Origin of the sequence: Sphingobium sp. PAMC28499, assembly GCF_004795815.1 — a bacterium.
GTDB classification, from domain to species: domain Bacteria; phylum Pseudomonadota; class Alphaproteobacteria; order Sphingomonadales; family Sphingomonadaceae; genus Sphingobium; species Sphingobium yanoikuyae.
In genome coordinates, this window is sequence record NZ_CP039248.1 from 3,072,902 (window position 1) to 3,086,415 (window position 13,514).

General features: G+C 62.0%; 12 protein-coding genes, 1 tRNA gene and 2 pseudogenes. 10 read left to right on the forward strand and 5 right to left on the reverse strand.

What is annotated here, in order from left to right:
• Window positions 1-4: 4 nt before the first annotated feature.
• Together E5554_RS14730 and E5554_RS14735 are read left to right on the forward strand one after the other, a co-directional pair.
• A complete protein-coding gene (locus E5554_RS14730) occupies window positions 5-586 on the forward strand; it encodes a hypothetical protein (RefSeq protein ID WP_136187251.1) in 582 nt (193 codons plus the stop codon).
• A gap of 4 nt (window positions 587-590) precedes the next feature.
• Window positions 591-905 carry an excalibur calcium-binding domain-containing protein gene (locus E5554_RS14735; RefSeq protein ID WP_136187252.1) on the forward strand — a complete coding sequence of 105 codons (315 nt, stop codon included), beginning with the start codon at window positions 591-593 and terminating at the stop codon, window positions 903-905.
• A 90-nt stretch (window positions 906-995) separates the two neighbouring features.
• Here E5554_RS14735 and E5554_RS23080 read toward each other — a convergent pair whose 3' ends face one another.
• Both E5554_RS23080 and E5554_RS14740 read right to left on the reverse strand, forming a co-directional pair.
• Entirely contained in the window at window positions 996-1,148 is a 153-nt protein-coding gene (locus E5554_RS23080) for a hypothetical protein (protein ID WP_168708718.1), read from the reverse strand.
• Between the two features lie 154 nt (window positions 1,149-1,302).
• Entirely contained in the window at window positions 1,303-2,268 is a 966-nt protein-coding gene (locus E5554_RS14740) for a hypothetical protein (protein WP_136187253.1), read from the reverse strand.
• Between the two features lie 78 nt (window positions 2,269-2,346).
• Here E5554_RS14740 and E5554_RS14745 point away from each other — a divergent pair, with 78 nt between their 5' ends.
• Window positions 2,347-3,387 (forward strand): c-type cytochrome, encoded by a 1,041-nt coding sequence (locus E5554_RS14745; RefSeq protein ID WP_136187254.1) that lies wholly within the window; start codon window positions 2,347-2,349, stop codon window positions 3,385-3,387.
• 295 nt (window positions 3,388-3,682) lie between these two features.
• On the opposite strand, the pseudogene E5554_RS14750 reads toward E5554_RS14745, so the two are convergent.
• Window positions 3,683-4,645: pseudogene (locus tag E5554_RS14750) on the reverse strand (cation diffusion facilitator family transporter).
• Window positions 4,646-4,833: 188 nt separating this feature from the next.
• On the opposite strand from E5554_RS14750, the gene E5554_RS14755 reads away from it, so the two are divergent.
• Window positions 4,834-4,920 (forward strand) — tRNA-Ser (locus tag E5554_RS14755).
• A 3-nt stretch (window positions 4,921-4,923) separates the two neighbouring features.
• Here E5554_RS14755 and E5554_RS14760 read toward each other — a convergent pair.
• Together E5554_RS14760 and E5554_RS14765 are read right to left on the reverse strand one after the other, a co-directional pair.
• Complete coding sequence (locus tag E5554_RS14760; RefSeq protein ID WP_168708719.1) at window positions 4,924-5,466, reverse strand: hypothetical protein; 543 nt, start codon at window positions 5,464-5,466, stop codon at window positions 4,924-4,926.
• A gap of 252 nt (window positions 5,467-5,718) precedes the next feature.
• Window positions 5,719-6,883, reverse strand: a pseudogene (locus E5554_RS14765) (IS3 family transposase).
• 209 nt (window positions 6,884-7,092) lie between these two features.
• On the opposite strand from E5554_RS14765, the gene E5554_RS14770 reads away from it, so the two are divergent.
• From E5554_RS14770 to metG, 6 genes are read left to right on the forward strand one after another with little or no spacing between them, the layout of a single operon-like run.
• Window positions 7,093-8,145: a lytic murein transglycosylase gene (locus tag E5554_RS14770; protein WP_125986038.1), complete on the forward strand. Its 1,053-nt coding sequence runs from the start codon at window positions 7,093-7,095 to the stop codon at window positions 8,143-8,145.
• The gene (locus tag E5554_RS14775; protein ID WP_136187256.1) at window positions 8,129-9,100 is read left to right on the forward strand and encodes a septal ring lytic transglycosylase RlpA family protein; all 972 of its coding nucleotides are present in this window, start codon (window positions 8,129-8,131) and stop codon (window positions 9,098-9,100) included. The genes E5554_RS14770 and E5554_RS14775 overlap by 17 nt, the downstream gene beginning before the upstream one ends.
• Before the next feature lie 47 nt (window positions 9,101-9,147).
• Window positions 9,148-10,311, forward strand: coding sequence for a D-alanyl-D-alanine carboxypeptidase family protein (locus tag E5554_RS14780; RefSeq protein ID WP_048937070.1), 1,164 nt, complete (start codon window positions 9,148-9,150; stop codon window positions 10,309-10,311).
• A complete protein-coding gene (gene tmk, locus E5554_RS14785) occupies window positions 10,308-10,934 on the forward strand; it encodes a dTMP kinase (RefSeq protein WP_136187257.1) in 627 nt (208 codons plus the stop codon). Before E5554_RS14780 ends, tmk begins: the two co-directional genes overlap by 4 nt.
• Entirely contained in the window at window positions 10,931-11,902 is a 972-nt protein-coding gene (locus tag E5554_RS14790; RefSeq protein ID WP_136187258.1) for an AAA family ATPase, read from the forward strand. The genes tmk and E5554_RS14790 overlap by 4 nt, the downstream gene beginning before the upstream one ends.
• 43 nt (window positions 11,903-11,945) lie before the next feature.
• Window positions 11,946-13,514, forward strand: coding sequence for a methionine--tRNA ligase (gene metG, locus E5554_RS14795; RefSeq protein WP_125986033.1), 1,569 nt, complete (start codon window positions 11,946-11,948; stop codon window positions 13,512-13,514).

The window sequence follows — 13,514 nt, forward strand, 5'->3', positions numbered from 1 at the left end:
CGTCATGCGCCTGATTATCGCCACTGCCATACTGATGTTGACCGCCTCTTCCGCATTGGGGAATGCCTTGATTTCGCCGGGACCACGTGCCGGTATCGCAAAGTCCAGGCTCTCGGCAACGCCTGATGGCGAATGGAACCGGCTCAGTCGCAAGGATGGAAAGAATGTCGAGCTTTGGACGCTCGACGGGGATTCCCTGAACAAGGTGAGTTTCTTCGGTGGCGTTCCAGTCGGCGAGCCATTGCTTCGCGAAAACGACAAAAAGAACCGGCCTTTGCCCAGAGTGACAGCCAATATGCTGATCACCGATATCCCGGCCCTGCTCGAAACCACCTATCGCAGCCAGTTCTCCGTGAACCAGATGGAGATTGCGGACCAGGAACCTGCCTTGCTCGCCGGGAACAAGGGCATTCGCTTTACCTACGCTTTCACGCGGGCTGACGATGAAGTGCAACGCAAAGGGGAAGGTATAGGGGCTATCGTCAATGGCCAGCTCTACCTGGTGATCTACGAAGCGCCGAAACTCTATTATTTCGACAAGGATGTGGACAAGTTCAGGAAACTTGCTGCCACACTGAAGCTGTAGGCCCATGGCCCTGGTTTTTCGATATTGGCCTTGGCGCGCTACGCTTTGGCTCGTCATCGCGGGGTGCGGTGCGGCAGCATCGGGGCATCCTGGTGGCTTGAATGCTGAGGGCTGTCATAATGATCGGAAGAACGGCGGCTATCATTGCCATCGTTCTTCATCGGCACCGTCCCGGCCCCAGCCTCTGTCCTCATCAACTCACGGGGCGTTCCCGAACTGCGCTGCAGCGCGAGCAGCGGGCGCTGCGCCGGTTCGTGTCGGCGATCCTGGCTATGGCCGACACCTCGATCGAGATGGTGATGGGATCGGCTGCGAATGATCCGAATGGATTGCTGTGCGGACGACGCTGGAGTTCGTCATCAACAGGGCAAGACTGCATGCAATGCCGCTTGCGCCCCTTGTCGGTCGCTCACAGCCGGAATTCGGCTTCCCAGCTGCAGACCTTCAGCTTTTCCGGCAGCTCGCGACCAAACTCGGACGTCAAATGTCGACCCTTGATCGGCTGCTCCTGACGAGAGTTGCCACTTGCGCGGGAAAGACCGGCGAAGCGAAGTCCTGCCAAGATTAGTCGCTTGGAAGAACTTCGCTGCCCCAAAAGATCGGAGCTCGAGGGGATCACCGCCCACGTGCTCCGCCGCAGCTTTGCCTGCAATGAGGCGATCTCGGCGTTGATGCGACGCCCCCTTCCATGTCGCCACCGAATCGGAAACAGCCGTTCAAATGTCGCCGATATCTCCTTCGCGCTGCTCGACCTCGGCCTCATTGTCCCCGAGGATTCGGAGCGGTGTCATCCCCATCCGCTGCGCCACCGGCTTAATTATCGCCTCGCGCTCATAGGCAAACAGGTTGTTGGCACGATGCCTAGTAAAGGGTTGCATGTTGTCTGGGTCTATTAATTCCCACGCCTCGCTTGAGATTAGATGGCGTGCCCGCGCTTGTTCGTCCAGTTGACGGTTGAGCAATCGCACCCGAAATTCTGAAGCGTAGGCCGGCTCCACTAGGAACCGGGCGCCCTGATCGCCGCGTTCGACACCTGACATTGTCAGGAATTGGAATGCCTCGCCGCCATAGGTTTCGACCAGATCGCTGCCTTTTCCAGCCTCGACTTCGTCCGCGCGTACAGCAAGGGCCAGCATGAGCGCCTTGACGCGCGCTGCCCGAAAGTCACTCTTGACCCCTGCGATGCTACGAACTGCGGGGGGGTCGCGGAGCGACCACTGGAAAATGCCGGAGTCGACGAAGGATCGCAGATCGCCGATTGCATTTTCCGACTGGCGGCCGGTGCCGCCGAAGAGTTCGGCATAGGTCGATAGCCAAACCCAATCGATAAGCCGTGACGCGCAATCCTCATATGTTTGGTTAAGCAGCGCCGTCGCGATCGCAACGATCTGAATGCGGTACGGCACCAGCGACGGGTTCGTGATAGAGAAACGGTCGTGGAAGAACCTTGCTGCGTCCCCCAACCCCGCGAACGTTCGCTCCAGCGCGGCCGGATCATGTTTGAGGCTTTTGCTAACCTCATCGGGATTGGTCTTGTAGATGTCTGCGCCAAGGCTCACCTTAAGACACCGCAAGACGATGTCGGAATCGATATCCTGCCAGCCGAACGGCGCCAGCAGTTCCTTGCGCAACTCTTGGTCCCGCTTGAGCAAGTCGAAGCCCGGCGAGTAGGTTAGCGCCATGCTGCTGGTTGGCGGGGCCAGCTATTTCATCGGTGGTCTTGTCCTGTTGGCGAGCCTCCTTCGCCAGAGGGGGGCGGCATGATCCTTCGCATCAGCTTGAAGCGCGCAATTGTCGCGTTGCTCGGTCTCGGCATTCTGGGCATGCTGTTCGCCTGGTCCGGGGCCATGCAGATTTCCGCGTCGTCGGGCCATTGGCGTATCACCGACTGGTTCCTTCACTGGACGATGCGCAATTCCGTGCGGACTTATGCCTGGCTGGACACACCGCCCGATCCGCTCGACGATGAGGGCCTGGTCAGTGCAGCAGGGCATTTTCGTCAAGCCTGCCAGGTCTGTCATGGCGCGCCGGGTGTACGGCCATCGCCCGTAATGCAGCAGGCAACCCCGCCAGCGCCAGATCTTGCCCGGACGGCAGGGGAATGGCGGGATCGCGAATTGTTCTGGATCATCCGGCATGGCGTCAAATTCACCGGCATGCCGGCCTGGGCGGCGGCTGATCGACCGGATGAGGTGAGGCGGATGACCGCTTTCGTCCGGCGCTTGCCACAGATGACGGCGGCGCAATATCAAGCACTGACTCAGGCTGGCGAGGAGCGACGCCTGCCCGGCGTTGCTCCGGCAACCTTGTCGGCATGCACAAGCTGCCATGGCGTCGATGGTCGGGGGAGGGAGCAATCCGATATTCCGGTCCTGGCTGGGCAGAGCGCGGCCTATCTGGTCGCCAGCATGCGCCAATATAGGTCGGGGCAGCGCAGCAGTGCGGTCATGCAGACAGCGCTGGCAACGATCGGGCGCGAGGACATGGCGAGGCTCGCGACCTATTTCTCTGCGATGCCCGGGCTCAAGAATAACGCGACCTCGCCCAGTTCTCCGGGACTGGATCGTTTTGGCCAGCCCCTGCCGGCCTGCAGCAATTGTCATGCGGCTGGCAAGGCGGCGCCCATTCTTGCCGGGCAGAAGCCAGGCTATCTCGCCGCGCGCCTGCGGCTTTGGCAGCAAGACGGGAATGTCATCGACGCGCGCCTGCCGCCGGATACCATGGCGATGATAGCAAGACGTATCCCGGTCGATAAGATCGATGAACTGGCACGGACCGTGGCGCAGTCCGGTTCGGACTAAGGGGCTATCGTCCGGTCAGGCGTGCATGTTGACCCAGATGAAAGCCAGGATGGCTGCAACGATGAATGCGAAGACGAGGTAGAGCGCAAGGCGACTGGTGGCCTTGCGGGCAGGACGTTCCTTGTGATGGGGCATTTTGATCCTTTCGTGGCGATCTCCTCCTCTCAACGCGTGGAAGCGTCCATGGTGCCCGGTCATGCACGTTGAAGGCGTGAGGGGGGGCATCAACGCCTCCAGTCCTGGCGGTCAGGACAGAGGTTTGGCTGATAGGGCTTGCCGCTGTTCCTTGCGTTCCTTACCGGCCCTCCAATGATGAGCGCAGGATCCATTGCTGCACGGCATCCGCCTGTTTTTCCGGTCGGATGTAGATGGAGGTCAGGTCGGGCACGCAGGCCTTCATCTCGCGCTCAATTTCCTCGATCAGGTGCTCTGCGTCTCCCATCGGCAGATCATCGACGAAATCGGCACTGATCGCCACGAACACGGCATCGGGCGCGGTGTGGATCGTGCGCACATGATTGACCGCGCTGATCTGTGGTCGCTTGTCCAAAATGGCCCATAACGCCGAAATGATCGCCGGATCGGCACTTTCGCCGATCAGCAGCCCCTTGGCTTCGCGCGCGAGCAGCATGGCGACCCCGGCCAGGATGAGACCCACGGATCGATGCGACGCCATCGATCCGTGGGTCGGCATAATGATGACTGGCCCAGACTCCGATGCCCGCAATGCCAAGGCCGATTAGCGCCGCACTGTCCTCGAACAGGACGATGAAGCCGGCCGGATCCTTGGATCGGCGGATCGATTGCCACCAGCTACTTGAGCCCCTCTTGCCGTTGAACTCGCGCACCGCGATGGCCCAGCTTGTTCCCTCGAGCAGGACCGCGACCGCCAGCACCACATAATTGATCGTCGGGTCTCGCAACGGCTCAGGCTCGGCAATATGTAGCCAGCCCTCATAGATCGAGACGCCAGCGCCGACGGCAAAGATCAGGATGGCGACGACGAAAGCCCAGAAATAGAGTTCGCGGCCATAGCCGAAGGGGTGGGTGGCGTCGGCCGGGCGCCTGGCCTTTTCCTGGCCATAGAGCAGCAGGACCTGGTTGCCGCTGTCGACCAGCGAGTGGCCCCCATCGGTCAGCATGGACGAAGAGCCACTGATCGCCGCCGCCACGAATTTGGCGATGGCGATCCCGACATTGGCCAAGAGGGCCCATAGAGGACCATATTCTCGCGTAACCTGTGCGGCAGATCGGCCATGGGGCTCAACCGGGATAAGGGCTGGAGCGCAGGCCACGGATCAGGCGGCTTGGTGTTGATCCTCCTTAGCGGGCCAGTTCTTGGGAAGCAGTTCGAGGATGGAGATGATGACACTGCCGCTTAGCGGCGCTTGGGAAATCAATTTGGGCTGGCTATTTCTATCTCTTGATTCTAGGAACGCCGCGTTTGGACGGGTGGCCGAGTGGTTTAAGGCAGCGGTCTTGAAAACCGCCGTGGGTTCGCGCCCACCGTGGGTTCGAATCCCACCCCGCCCGGGTTCACCCGTCAACGCCTTTCGCACACCAAGCTTGGATGTCGGACAGAAGAATTTTGGGAACGATCAGCCGGCTTCCTGGACGGGCAGCGGTGTTCACGATCCCTTCGTCTGAAAGCGCAAATCCCAGAGTGCTGACGCTATCGAGTAAAATTGATAAACATCTGCAAAGGTTATCGATCGATTCCGACCGATCCTCGAATTGCTTATCTTGGGGCGCAACCCGGTTCGGATTGTGGACCGTGAATTTTCTTAACCGTTTAACGTCATTTTTTAGCTGATGAATTTCGAGATTTTGGTTTGCGATAACGCCATGCGAGATCTCCAAGTCGGACGTTTCTCGAATTGTTTGCGGCTTCAGACCGTTCTGTCTGTAAAACGTATTCTCTATAAGTACACGGTATGATTTATTCCGAAGAAGTCTCCCTGAACTGACGTTGGCATGTGGAGAAAGATACTTTGCGAGTTCGGATATGTTCGCAAATCTCATCTGCGATCGTTCCAGCTTATTTATCTGCTGGTTCATTAGTTCCAATGGTGCCGCCATGAGCGAGTTCTGGTGGTCTCGAGCGTTCTGCGACCCTTTCGGTGCGCCCATAGCTATTGCATCATGTCTGAAAGAAGGGGGATCGATACTGGCACATGCTGCTGTGGTTCCAGCATTGCTACAGCGAGATTGTCGAAAGATATCTCCGTTATAGACATTACCGAACGAATATAGTTGGCTAGTGACCGAACCGCATCCGGCTCAGGCTCTAATCCTTCTAGCAGGGTGTCAACTTGAGTATCCCCTAGTTTTCTAGACGCCTTCTGCTTTTAAAATCTGCTGCCGTTCGAACTGTGCGGGGGACAGCATCCCGTTCCTGACCTGCTTGCGGACCGGATTGTAGAACATCTCGATGTAATCGAACACGTCCTGCCGGGCTTCATCGCGTGTTTTGCAGGTCCGACGCTTAATGCGCTCACGCTTGAGCGAGGAAAAGAAACTCTCGGCCACCGCGTTGTCGTGGCAGTTGCCACGCCGGCTCATCGAGTGCTCAAGATTGTGAGCCCGGATGAAGGCCGCCCAGTCCATGCTGGTGAACTGCGAGCCCTGATCCGAGTGGATCAGCACCCGCTGCTTCGGCTTGCGCCGCCAGACCGCCATGTGCAGCGCTTACAGCACCGCATCGGTGGTCTGCCTGCTCTGCATCGACCAGCCCACCACGCGGCGGGAATAGAGATCGATCACGACAGCCAGATAGGCAAAGCCCTCCAGAGTGCGGATGTAGGTGATGTCCGTCACCCAGGCCCGATCGGGAGCTGCGACGTCGAACTGACGATCCAGAGTATTGTCGACCGCCAGGGACGGTTTGCCGCCATAGCTGCTGGGCCGGCGCTTGTAGCCGACCTGCGCCCTGATACCTGCCAGCCTAGTCAACCGGGCAACGCGGTTGGGGCAGCAGGTCTCGCCATGATCCAACAGGTCATCGTGTAGCTTGCGATAGCCGTAGACCTTACCGCTGTCGCTCCAGGCCTGCCGCAGCAACTCTGTCTGACGAGCATCGTCCCGAGCCCGCTGGCTCAGCGGGTTCTTCTGCCAAGCATAGAAGCCGCTTGGCTGGATGCACAGGCACCGACACATCGACCGAACCTGGAACTGGTCACGATGCTCGGCAACAAACGCGTATCTCACTTTGCATCCCTGGCGAAATACGCGGTGGCTTTTTTTAGTATATCGCGCTCCTCGGTCACCCGGGCCAGCTCGCGCTTCAACTGGCGGATCTCGGCATCCTTGCCGGCATCGCCAGACACTTGCCCGGCCAGTTGCCGCTTCCATGCGTACAGCGAATGCTGACTGACGCCGAGCCGCTCGGAAACCTCCGCTACCGGATACCCGCGCTCGGTGATCTGGGCCACCGCATCACGCCCTTCGACAAGCTCAGGAGAGCCTTGGACTCATCGCTGAAATTGGGCTTCCCCATCGTCGTCTCGTGTCCTCAAAATTAGGATAGAAGGCGTCCAGAAATCTAGGGGCTACTCACTCGGCCACACTTCCGTTGCGACGCTTCCTAGCGAAGCGGACGAACAAGCCAAGGGCAAAAATGACAATATTGAGGGGAATGGTCGTCCATTCGCGACTTCGTATCGGATAGGGGTTTCGCCGGTCGCCCTGGCTGTGCCACAAAAGGTCATGGCAGATTCTCGGTTCAATTCGCTGGCCATTGCGCTGATGATGGGTTTTTCGACGGTTGTGGCAGGATTGGCTGCGCCACAGGTCGCGATCGCGCAGGATGATGGGGACTTTCGCGCCTATCTGGAATCGCTGCGGCCCAAGGCACGGGCCATGGGCATTCGCGACGCGACGCTGGACGCCGTCTTCCCGACCCTGACGATCAACCCGCGCGTCGTGGCGCTGGACCAGAGCCAGCCGGGCGGCGGCGCCTATTCGCCCATTCCCAATTTCGAACCCTATCGGGTCAAGCATGTCGATGCCGCGCGGATCAGCCGCGGGCGGGCGGTCTATGCGGCCAATCGCGCACGCCTGGCCCGGATCGAGGCGGAAACCGGCGTGCCCGAGGAAATCATGGTCGCCATTTTCGGCCATGAAACCAATTATGGTTCCTATACCGGCGATTTCGACCTGATCCGGTCGTTGGCGACGCTCGCGCATGAGGGGCGCCGACGCACCTTGTTCGAGCCGGAATTGCTGGCGACGCTCAAGATGCTGAACGATGGCGTGCCGCGCAGCCGGCTGGTCGGCAGCTGGGCCGGGGCGACCGGCTATCCGCAATTCCTGCCGTCGGTCTATCTCAAGCTCGCCAAGGATGGCGACGGCGATGGCCGGGCGGACATCTGGACCAGCCAGGCGGATGCGCTCGCCTCGATCGCCAATTATTTCGTTGCGGCCGGATGGCGGCGGGGCCAGCCCTGGGGCGTAGCGGTCAGCGTGCCGACCAGCTTCAACCGCGCATCGGTGGCCGCGCGCACGACGGCGCCGCGCTGTCCGCGGGTCTTCAATCGCCACAGCCGCTGGCTGACCATGGCTGAATGGCGCAAGCTGGGCCTGTTCCCGGCCAGTGGCATCTGGCCGGCGGACACTGTCATGGCAACCCTGCTGGAACCGGATGGGCCGGGCAAGACCGCCTATCTGCTGACCAGCAATTATCGCGCGATCCTCGACTATAATTGCTCCAATTTCTACGCTCTTTCCGTGGGGTTGCTGGCCGATGCGGTCAAGCAATAGGAACTGGCTCGCACTGGGCGGCGCGGCGTCTCTGCTGGCCTCCTGCGGCAGCGAGCAGGCTGTTACGCCGCCGGCCCCACGCCCCGCGACGCCTGTAACGGGGCCAGCGGTTGCGGACGAACCGGTCAAGATCGGCGAACCCTATAGCGTGGGCGGCAAGACCTACGTCCCCGCCGATCCCGTCAATTATGACGAGGTCGGTTATGCCAGCTGGTATGGCGAAGAGGCTACGGGCAAGCCGACGGCCAACGGCGAGGATTTTGTGCCGTCGGCGATCAGCGGCGCGCACAAGACCTTGCCCCTGCCAAGCTATGTCGAGGTGACGGCATTGGACAGCGGTCGCACCATCCTGGTCCGGCTCAACGATCGTGGTCCGTTCAGCGACGACAAGATCATCGACCTGTCGCGCGGCGCAGCCGAGCAATTGGGCATCACTGGCGACGGGGCTGCGGCCGTTCGTGTCCGGCGGGTCAATCCGCCCGATCAGGAAAAGGCGCTGCTGCGCGCTCATCAACGCGCGCCCGAGCGGATCGAGACGCCGCAGCCCTTGCTCAAGGTGCTGCGTGGGCGTCTGGCGCAAGTGCCGGCAAGCCAGCCGGCGCAGGTCCGGTCGGCACGCCCCGTCGTTCAGGCGATCCCCGCAGCGAGCAGTTCCAGCCGTGCCGGCGCCTCCTTCGATACGCCCGCGCCACCCGTTCCCAAGCCGGTCCCGAAGACCTCGACACCGGCAAAACCGGTATCAGGTAGCTATGTCGTTCAGGTTGCGGCTCTTTCTTCCCAGAGCCGGGCCGAGGCGCTGGCCAGGCAGATCGGCGCGCATGCTGTTGCGGCCGGTCCGGTCTGGCGGGTGCGCTATGGTCCCTATCCCTCGCAGGAGGCGGCGCAGGCCGGCGTGAAGGCAGCGGCAGCGAAGGGCTTTGCGAATGTCCGTGTCATGGCTAATGACGCGCGCTAATCATAGCGATGCGTCCAGCGAATCTATCCAGTCGAAGGCTTGAGTTCATGAAGAAAACCGTTGCCGCCACTCTCTTCGTCGGTCTGCTGGCCCAGCCGCTGGTTGCCGCGGCCCCGCCTTATACGAGCGAGGCGCCGATCGCCTATCTCAAGGATCTTTCCTCGGGCGCCGTCCTCTATGACAAGGGCGGCGAGACCCGGATGCCGCCGGCGTCGATGGCCAAGATGATGACGGCGCATGTCGCCTTCCGCCTGATCCAGAAGGGCGAGTTGAAGCTCGACACCAAATTCACGGTCCGTCCGGAAACCTGGCAGCAATGGCACGGCCCCAAGGCCGGATCGACCATGTTCCTTTCGGTGGGCGAGCAGGTATCGGTCGAAAATCTGCTGCACGGCATCGTCACCCTGTCGGGCAATGATGCATGCGTCGTGCTGGCCGAGGGCATTGCCGGCACCGAGCAGGCGTTCGTCGCACTGATGAACGAGGAGGCCAAACGCATGGGCCTCAAGAACAGCCATTTCGGCACCAGCAATGGCTGGCCTGACGAGGGCGTGACCTATGTCACCGCCGAAGATCTGGCCAAGCTTGCCGAGGCCACGATCGTCGAGACACCGGATCTCTACAAGAAATTCTACGCCACCCGCTCCTTCACCTGGGGCAAGACCATGGGCGGCTCCGACATTGCGCAGGCCAATCGCAATCCGATCCTGGGCAAGATCGCGGGCGCCGACGGCCTCAAGACCGGCCATACCGAGGAAGCCGGATTCGGCTTCACTGGTTCGGCAGAACAGGATGGCCGCCGCCTGGTGATGGTGGTCGCCGGTCTGACCAGCTTCAACGGCCGGATTGCCGAATCCGTCCGCTTCATGGATTGGGGCTTCCGCGCCTGGAAGGCGCAGCCGCTGTTCAAGAAGGGGCAGACGGTCGAGACCGCGGCGGTCCAGTTGGGCAGCGCGTCGACCGTGTCGCTGGTCGCACCGCAGAATATGGCGGTCACCATGCCGCGCACCGCATCGGCCAATGTGAAGGTGAAGGTCGTCTATACCGGCCCGATCAAGGCACCGATCGCCAAGGGCCAGCAGATCGCCCAGCTCATCGTCCAGACCCCGGATACGCCGCCGCAGGTGTTGCCGCTGGTTGCCGGTGAAGATGTCGCGGAAGCAGGCATTTTCGGTCGTCTCTGGAATGGTCTGAAGTCCTTCTTCGGGTGATCATAGGCCGTTTCATCACGCTCGAAGGCGGCGAGGGCGCCGGCAAGTCGACCCAGCTTCGTGCGCTGGCGGCGGCCTTGCGCGCGCGCGGGCTGGAAGTCGTCGAGACTCGCGAGCCGGGCGGCAGCGAAGGGGCGGAAGCGATCCGCGCCATGCTACTGACCGGTGGTGCGGACCGCTGGAATGCCCGCGCCGAAGCGTTGCTGTTCGCCGCCGCGCGCGCCGACCATATCGAGAAGACGATCCGCCCGGCGCTGGCCCGTGGCGCCTGGGTTCTGTCCGATCGGTTCCTCGACAGCAGCCGTGCCTATCAGGGGCAGGGCGAACTTAGCGATGCCGACATATTGGCGCTGCACCAGATCGGCAGCGCCGGCTTCCTGCCCGATCGCACCTTGTTCCTGACCCTGCCGGAAGCCGAGGCGGAAACCCGCGCCTATGCCCGTGACGGCGACGTGTCGGATCGGATTGGCGGTCGCGACCGCAGCTTCCACCGCGCCGTGGCCGATGCGTTCGTCCGCTTTGCCGCAGATGAACCGGCGCGGGTCCGCGCGATCGATGCGTCGGGCGCAGCGGACGATGTCACTGCCCGGCTGCTCGCGGCACTGGACGACCTGCTGTCATGACGTCACTGGTCGGGCATGACGCCCAGGCGCAGACCCTGCTGGCGGCGGCAAGCAGCGGCCGCATGCATCATGGCTGGATCTTGAGCGGTCCGCGCGGCATCGGCAAGGCCAGCTTCGCCTGCGCCATGGCGATGCGCCTGCTGGCGGATGCGGCCGGCCCGAAGATAGAGGGTGAGGGGCTCGCCGTTCCAGAAAGCCACCCGATCCGCCGCCTGATCGAGGCGAGCGCGCATCCCGATTATGCCGAACTTGCGCCGCTGGAAAAGGATGGCGTTGCCGCACGCAACATCAGCGTCGATCAGGTGCGCGGCCTGCAACGCCTAATTCAGTCGGCGCCGTCACTCTCTTCCCGTCGCATCGTCGTGATCGACAGTGCCGATGATCTGGAGCGCGGCGCTGCCAACGCCCTGCTCAAGACATTGGAAGAGCCGCCGGCAGACATGATCTTCCTGCTGGTCAGCCATGCGCCGGGCCGGCTGCTGCCCACCATTCGCTCGCGCTGCCGCACGATGCGCTTCGATCCGCTGTCGGACGGCGCCATGGCGACGGTGCTCCGGCGCGAGGATGAAAGCCTGTCCGGGCCGGAACTGGACGCACTGCTGCGCGCCGGGGAGGGCTCGCCCGGTCGTGCGCTGCGCTATGCGGGTCTCGACCTTGCGGGCCTCGAAAAATCGCTGCTCGCGATCGCTGCCGATGGTGATCCGGGCAATCGCGAGCGCCTGCGCCTGGCCAAGGCCCTGGCCGGCAAGGCGGCCAAGCCGCGATACGAAGCCTTTCTGGAGCGCGCGCCTGCCTTCATCGCGCAAGCCGCCCGAACCCGGCATGGCCCGGCACTGGGTAGCGCGCTCGATCATTGGGAAGCGGCCCGGCATCTGGCGGGCGGCGCGGTCATCCTGTCGCTGGACCCGGCCTCGGTCGTTTTCGAGCTGGGCGGCCATGTCGCGGCACTGGCTGAGGCGGCGACCTGAAAAGCGGCTTTGCGGCGACGCGAACAGCCGCTAGGGAGGCTGCATGTCGCAGCCTTACACCATCACCACCGCCATCTCCTATCCCAACGGCCGTCCGCATATCGGCCATGCCTATGAGGTGATCGCCACCGACGCGATCGCCCGGTTCCAGCGGATGATGGGCCGCGATGTCTTCTTCCAGACCGGAACCGACGAACACGGCCTGAAGATGGCCCAGACGGCGCGCAACCGCGGCATCGAGCCGCGCGAGCTGGCTGATGAGATGTCGTCCTATTTCAAGCAGATGAACGATAGCCTGAATATCAGCTATGATCGTTTCATCCGCACCAGCGAACCGGATCATCACCGCGCCAGCCAGGCGATCTGGCAGGCGATGGAGGCCAATGGCGACCTGTATCTGGGCCGCTATGAGGGCTGGTATTCGGTCCGCGACGAAGCCTTCTATGACGAGAAGGAAATCACCGAGGGCGAGGATGGCGTAAAGCTGTCGCCGCAGGGAACGCCGGTCGAATGGACCGTCGAGGAAAGCTGGTTCTTCCGCCTGTCCCAATATCAGGACAAGCTGCTGGACCTCTATAACAGCCAGCCCGACTTCATCCGCCCGGAAAGCCGCCGCAACGAAATCCTGCGCTTCGTCGAGGGCGGCCTGTCCGATCTCAGCATTTCGCGCACCAGCTTCGACTGGGGTGTCAAGGTGCCCGGCGCCGACGGCCATGTCATGTATGTCTGGGTCGATGCGCTGACCAACTATATCACCGGCTGCGGCTATCCCGACGATGCCGAGCGGATGGCGCGCTATTGGGCTGAGGGTGGTGACATCACCCATATCATCGGCAAGGATATCGTGCGTTTTCATACGGTTTACTGGCCGGCTTTCCTGATGAGCGCGAAGCTGCCGCTGCCCAAGCAGGTGTTCGGCCATGGCTTCCTGCTGAACCGCGGCGAGAAGATGTCGAAGTCGGTCGGCAATGTCGCCGATCCGATGGAATTGGCCGAACGCTTCGGCGTCGATCAGCTGCGCTATTTCCTGCTGTCCGAAGTGACCTTCGGCAATGACGGCAGCTATAGCGCCGAAGCGATTGTCCAGCGCTCGAACAGCGACCTGGGCAACGCGTTCGGCAATCTGGCCCAGCGCACGCTGAGCTTCATCGCCAAAAATCTGGAAGGTCGCCTGCCGGCCGTGAACGGCCATGACGCCGCCGATACGGAGCTGTTCGCGCTGATCGACAAGGTCGTGCGCAGCGATATGCCCGCCGCCATGGCCGATCTGGCGCCTTCGGTGGCGATCGATGCTTGGCTGCGCGCGGCCTTTGCCTGCAATCAATATATCGACGCGCAGGCACCCTGGTCGCTGCGCAAGACCGATCCCGAGCGGATGGAGACAGTACTGGCGACGCTCTATATCGCCATCGCCCAGCTGGCGGTCGCAATCCAGCCGGTGATCCCGGCGAGCGCCACCGCGCTGCTCGACCATATGGGCGTGCCGGCGGACAAGCGCAGCTATGGCGCGATCGGCGATCATTGGTATAGCGATCTGGCCGAAAGCGATTTCGGGCTGGCCGCGCCCAAGCCGCTCTTCCCGCGCCTGGAACTGACCGAAGCGGACGCCTGA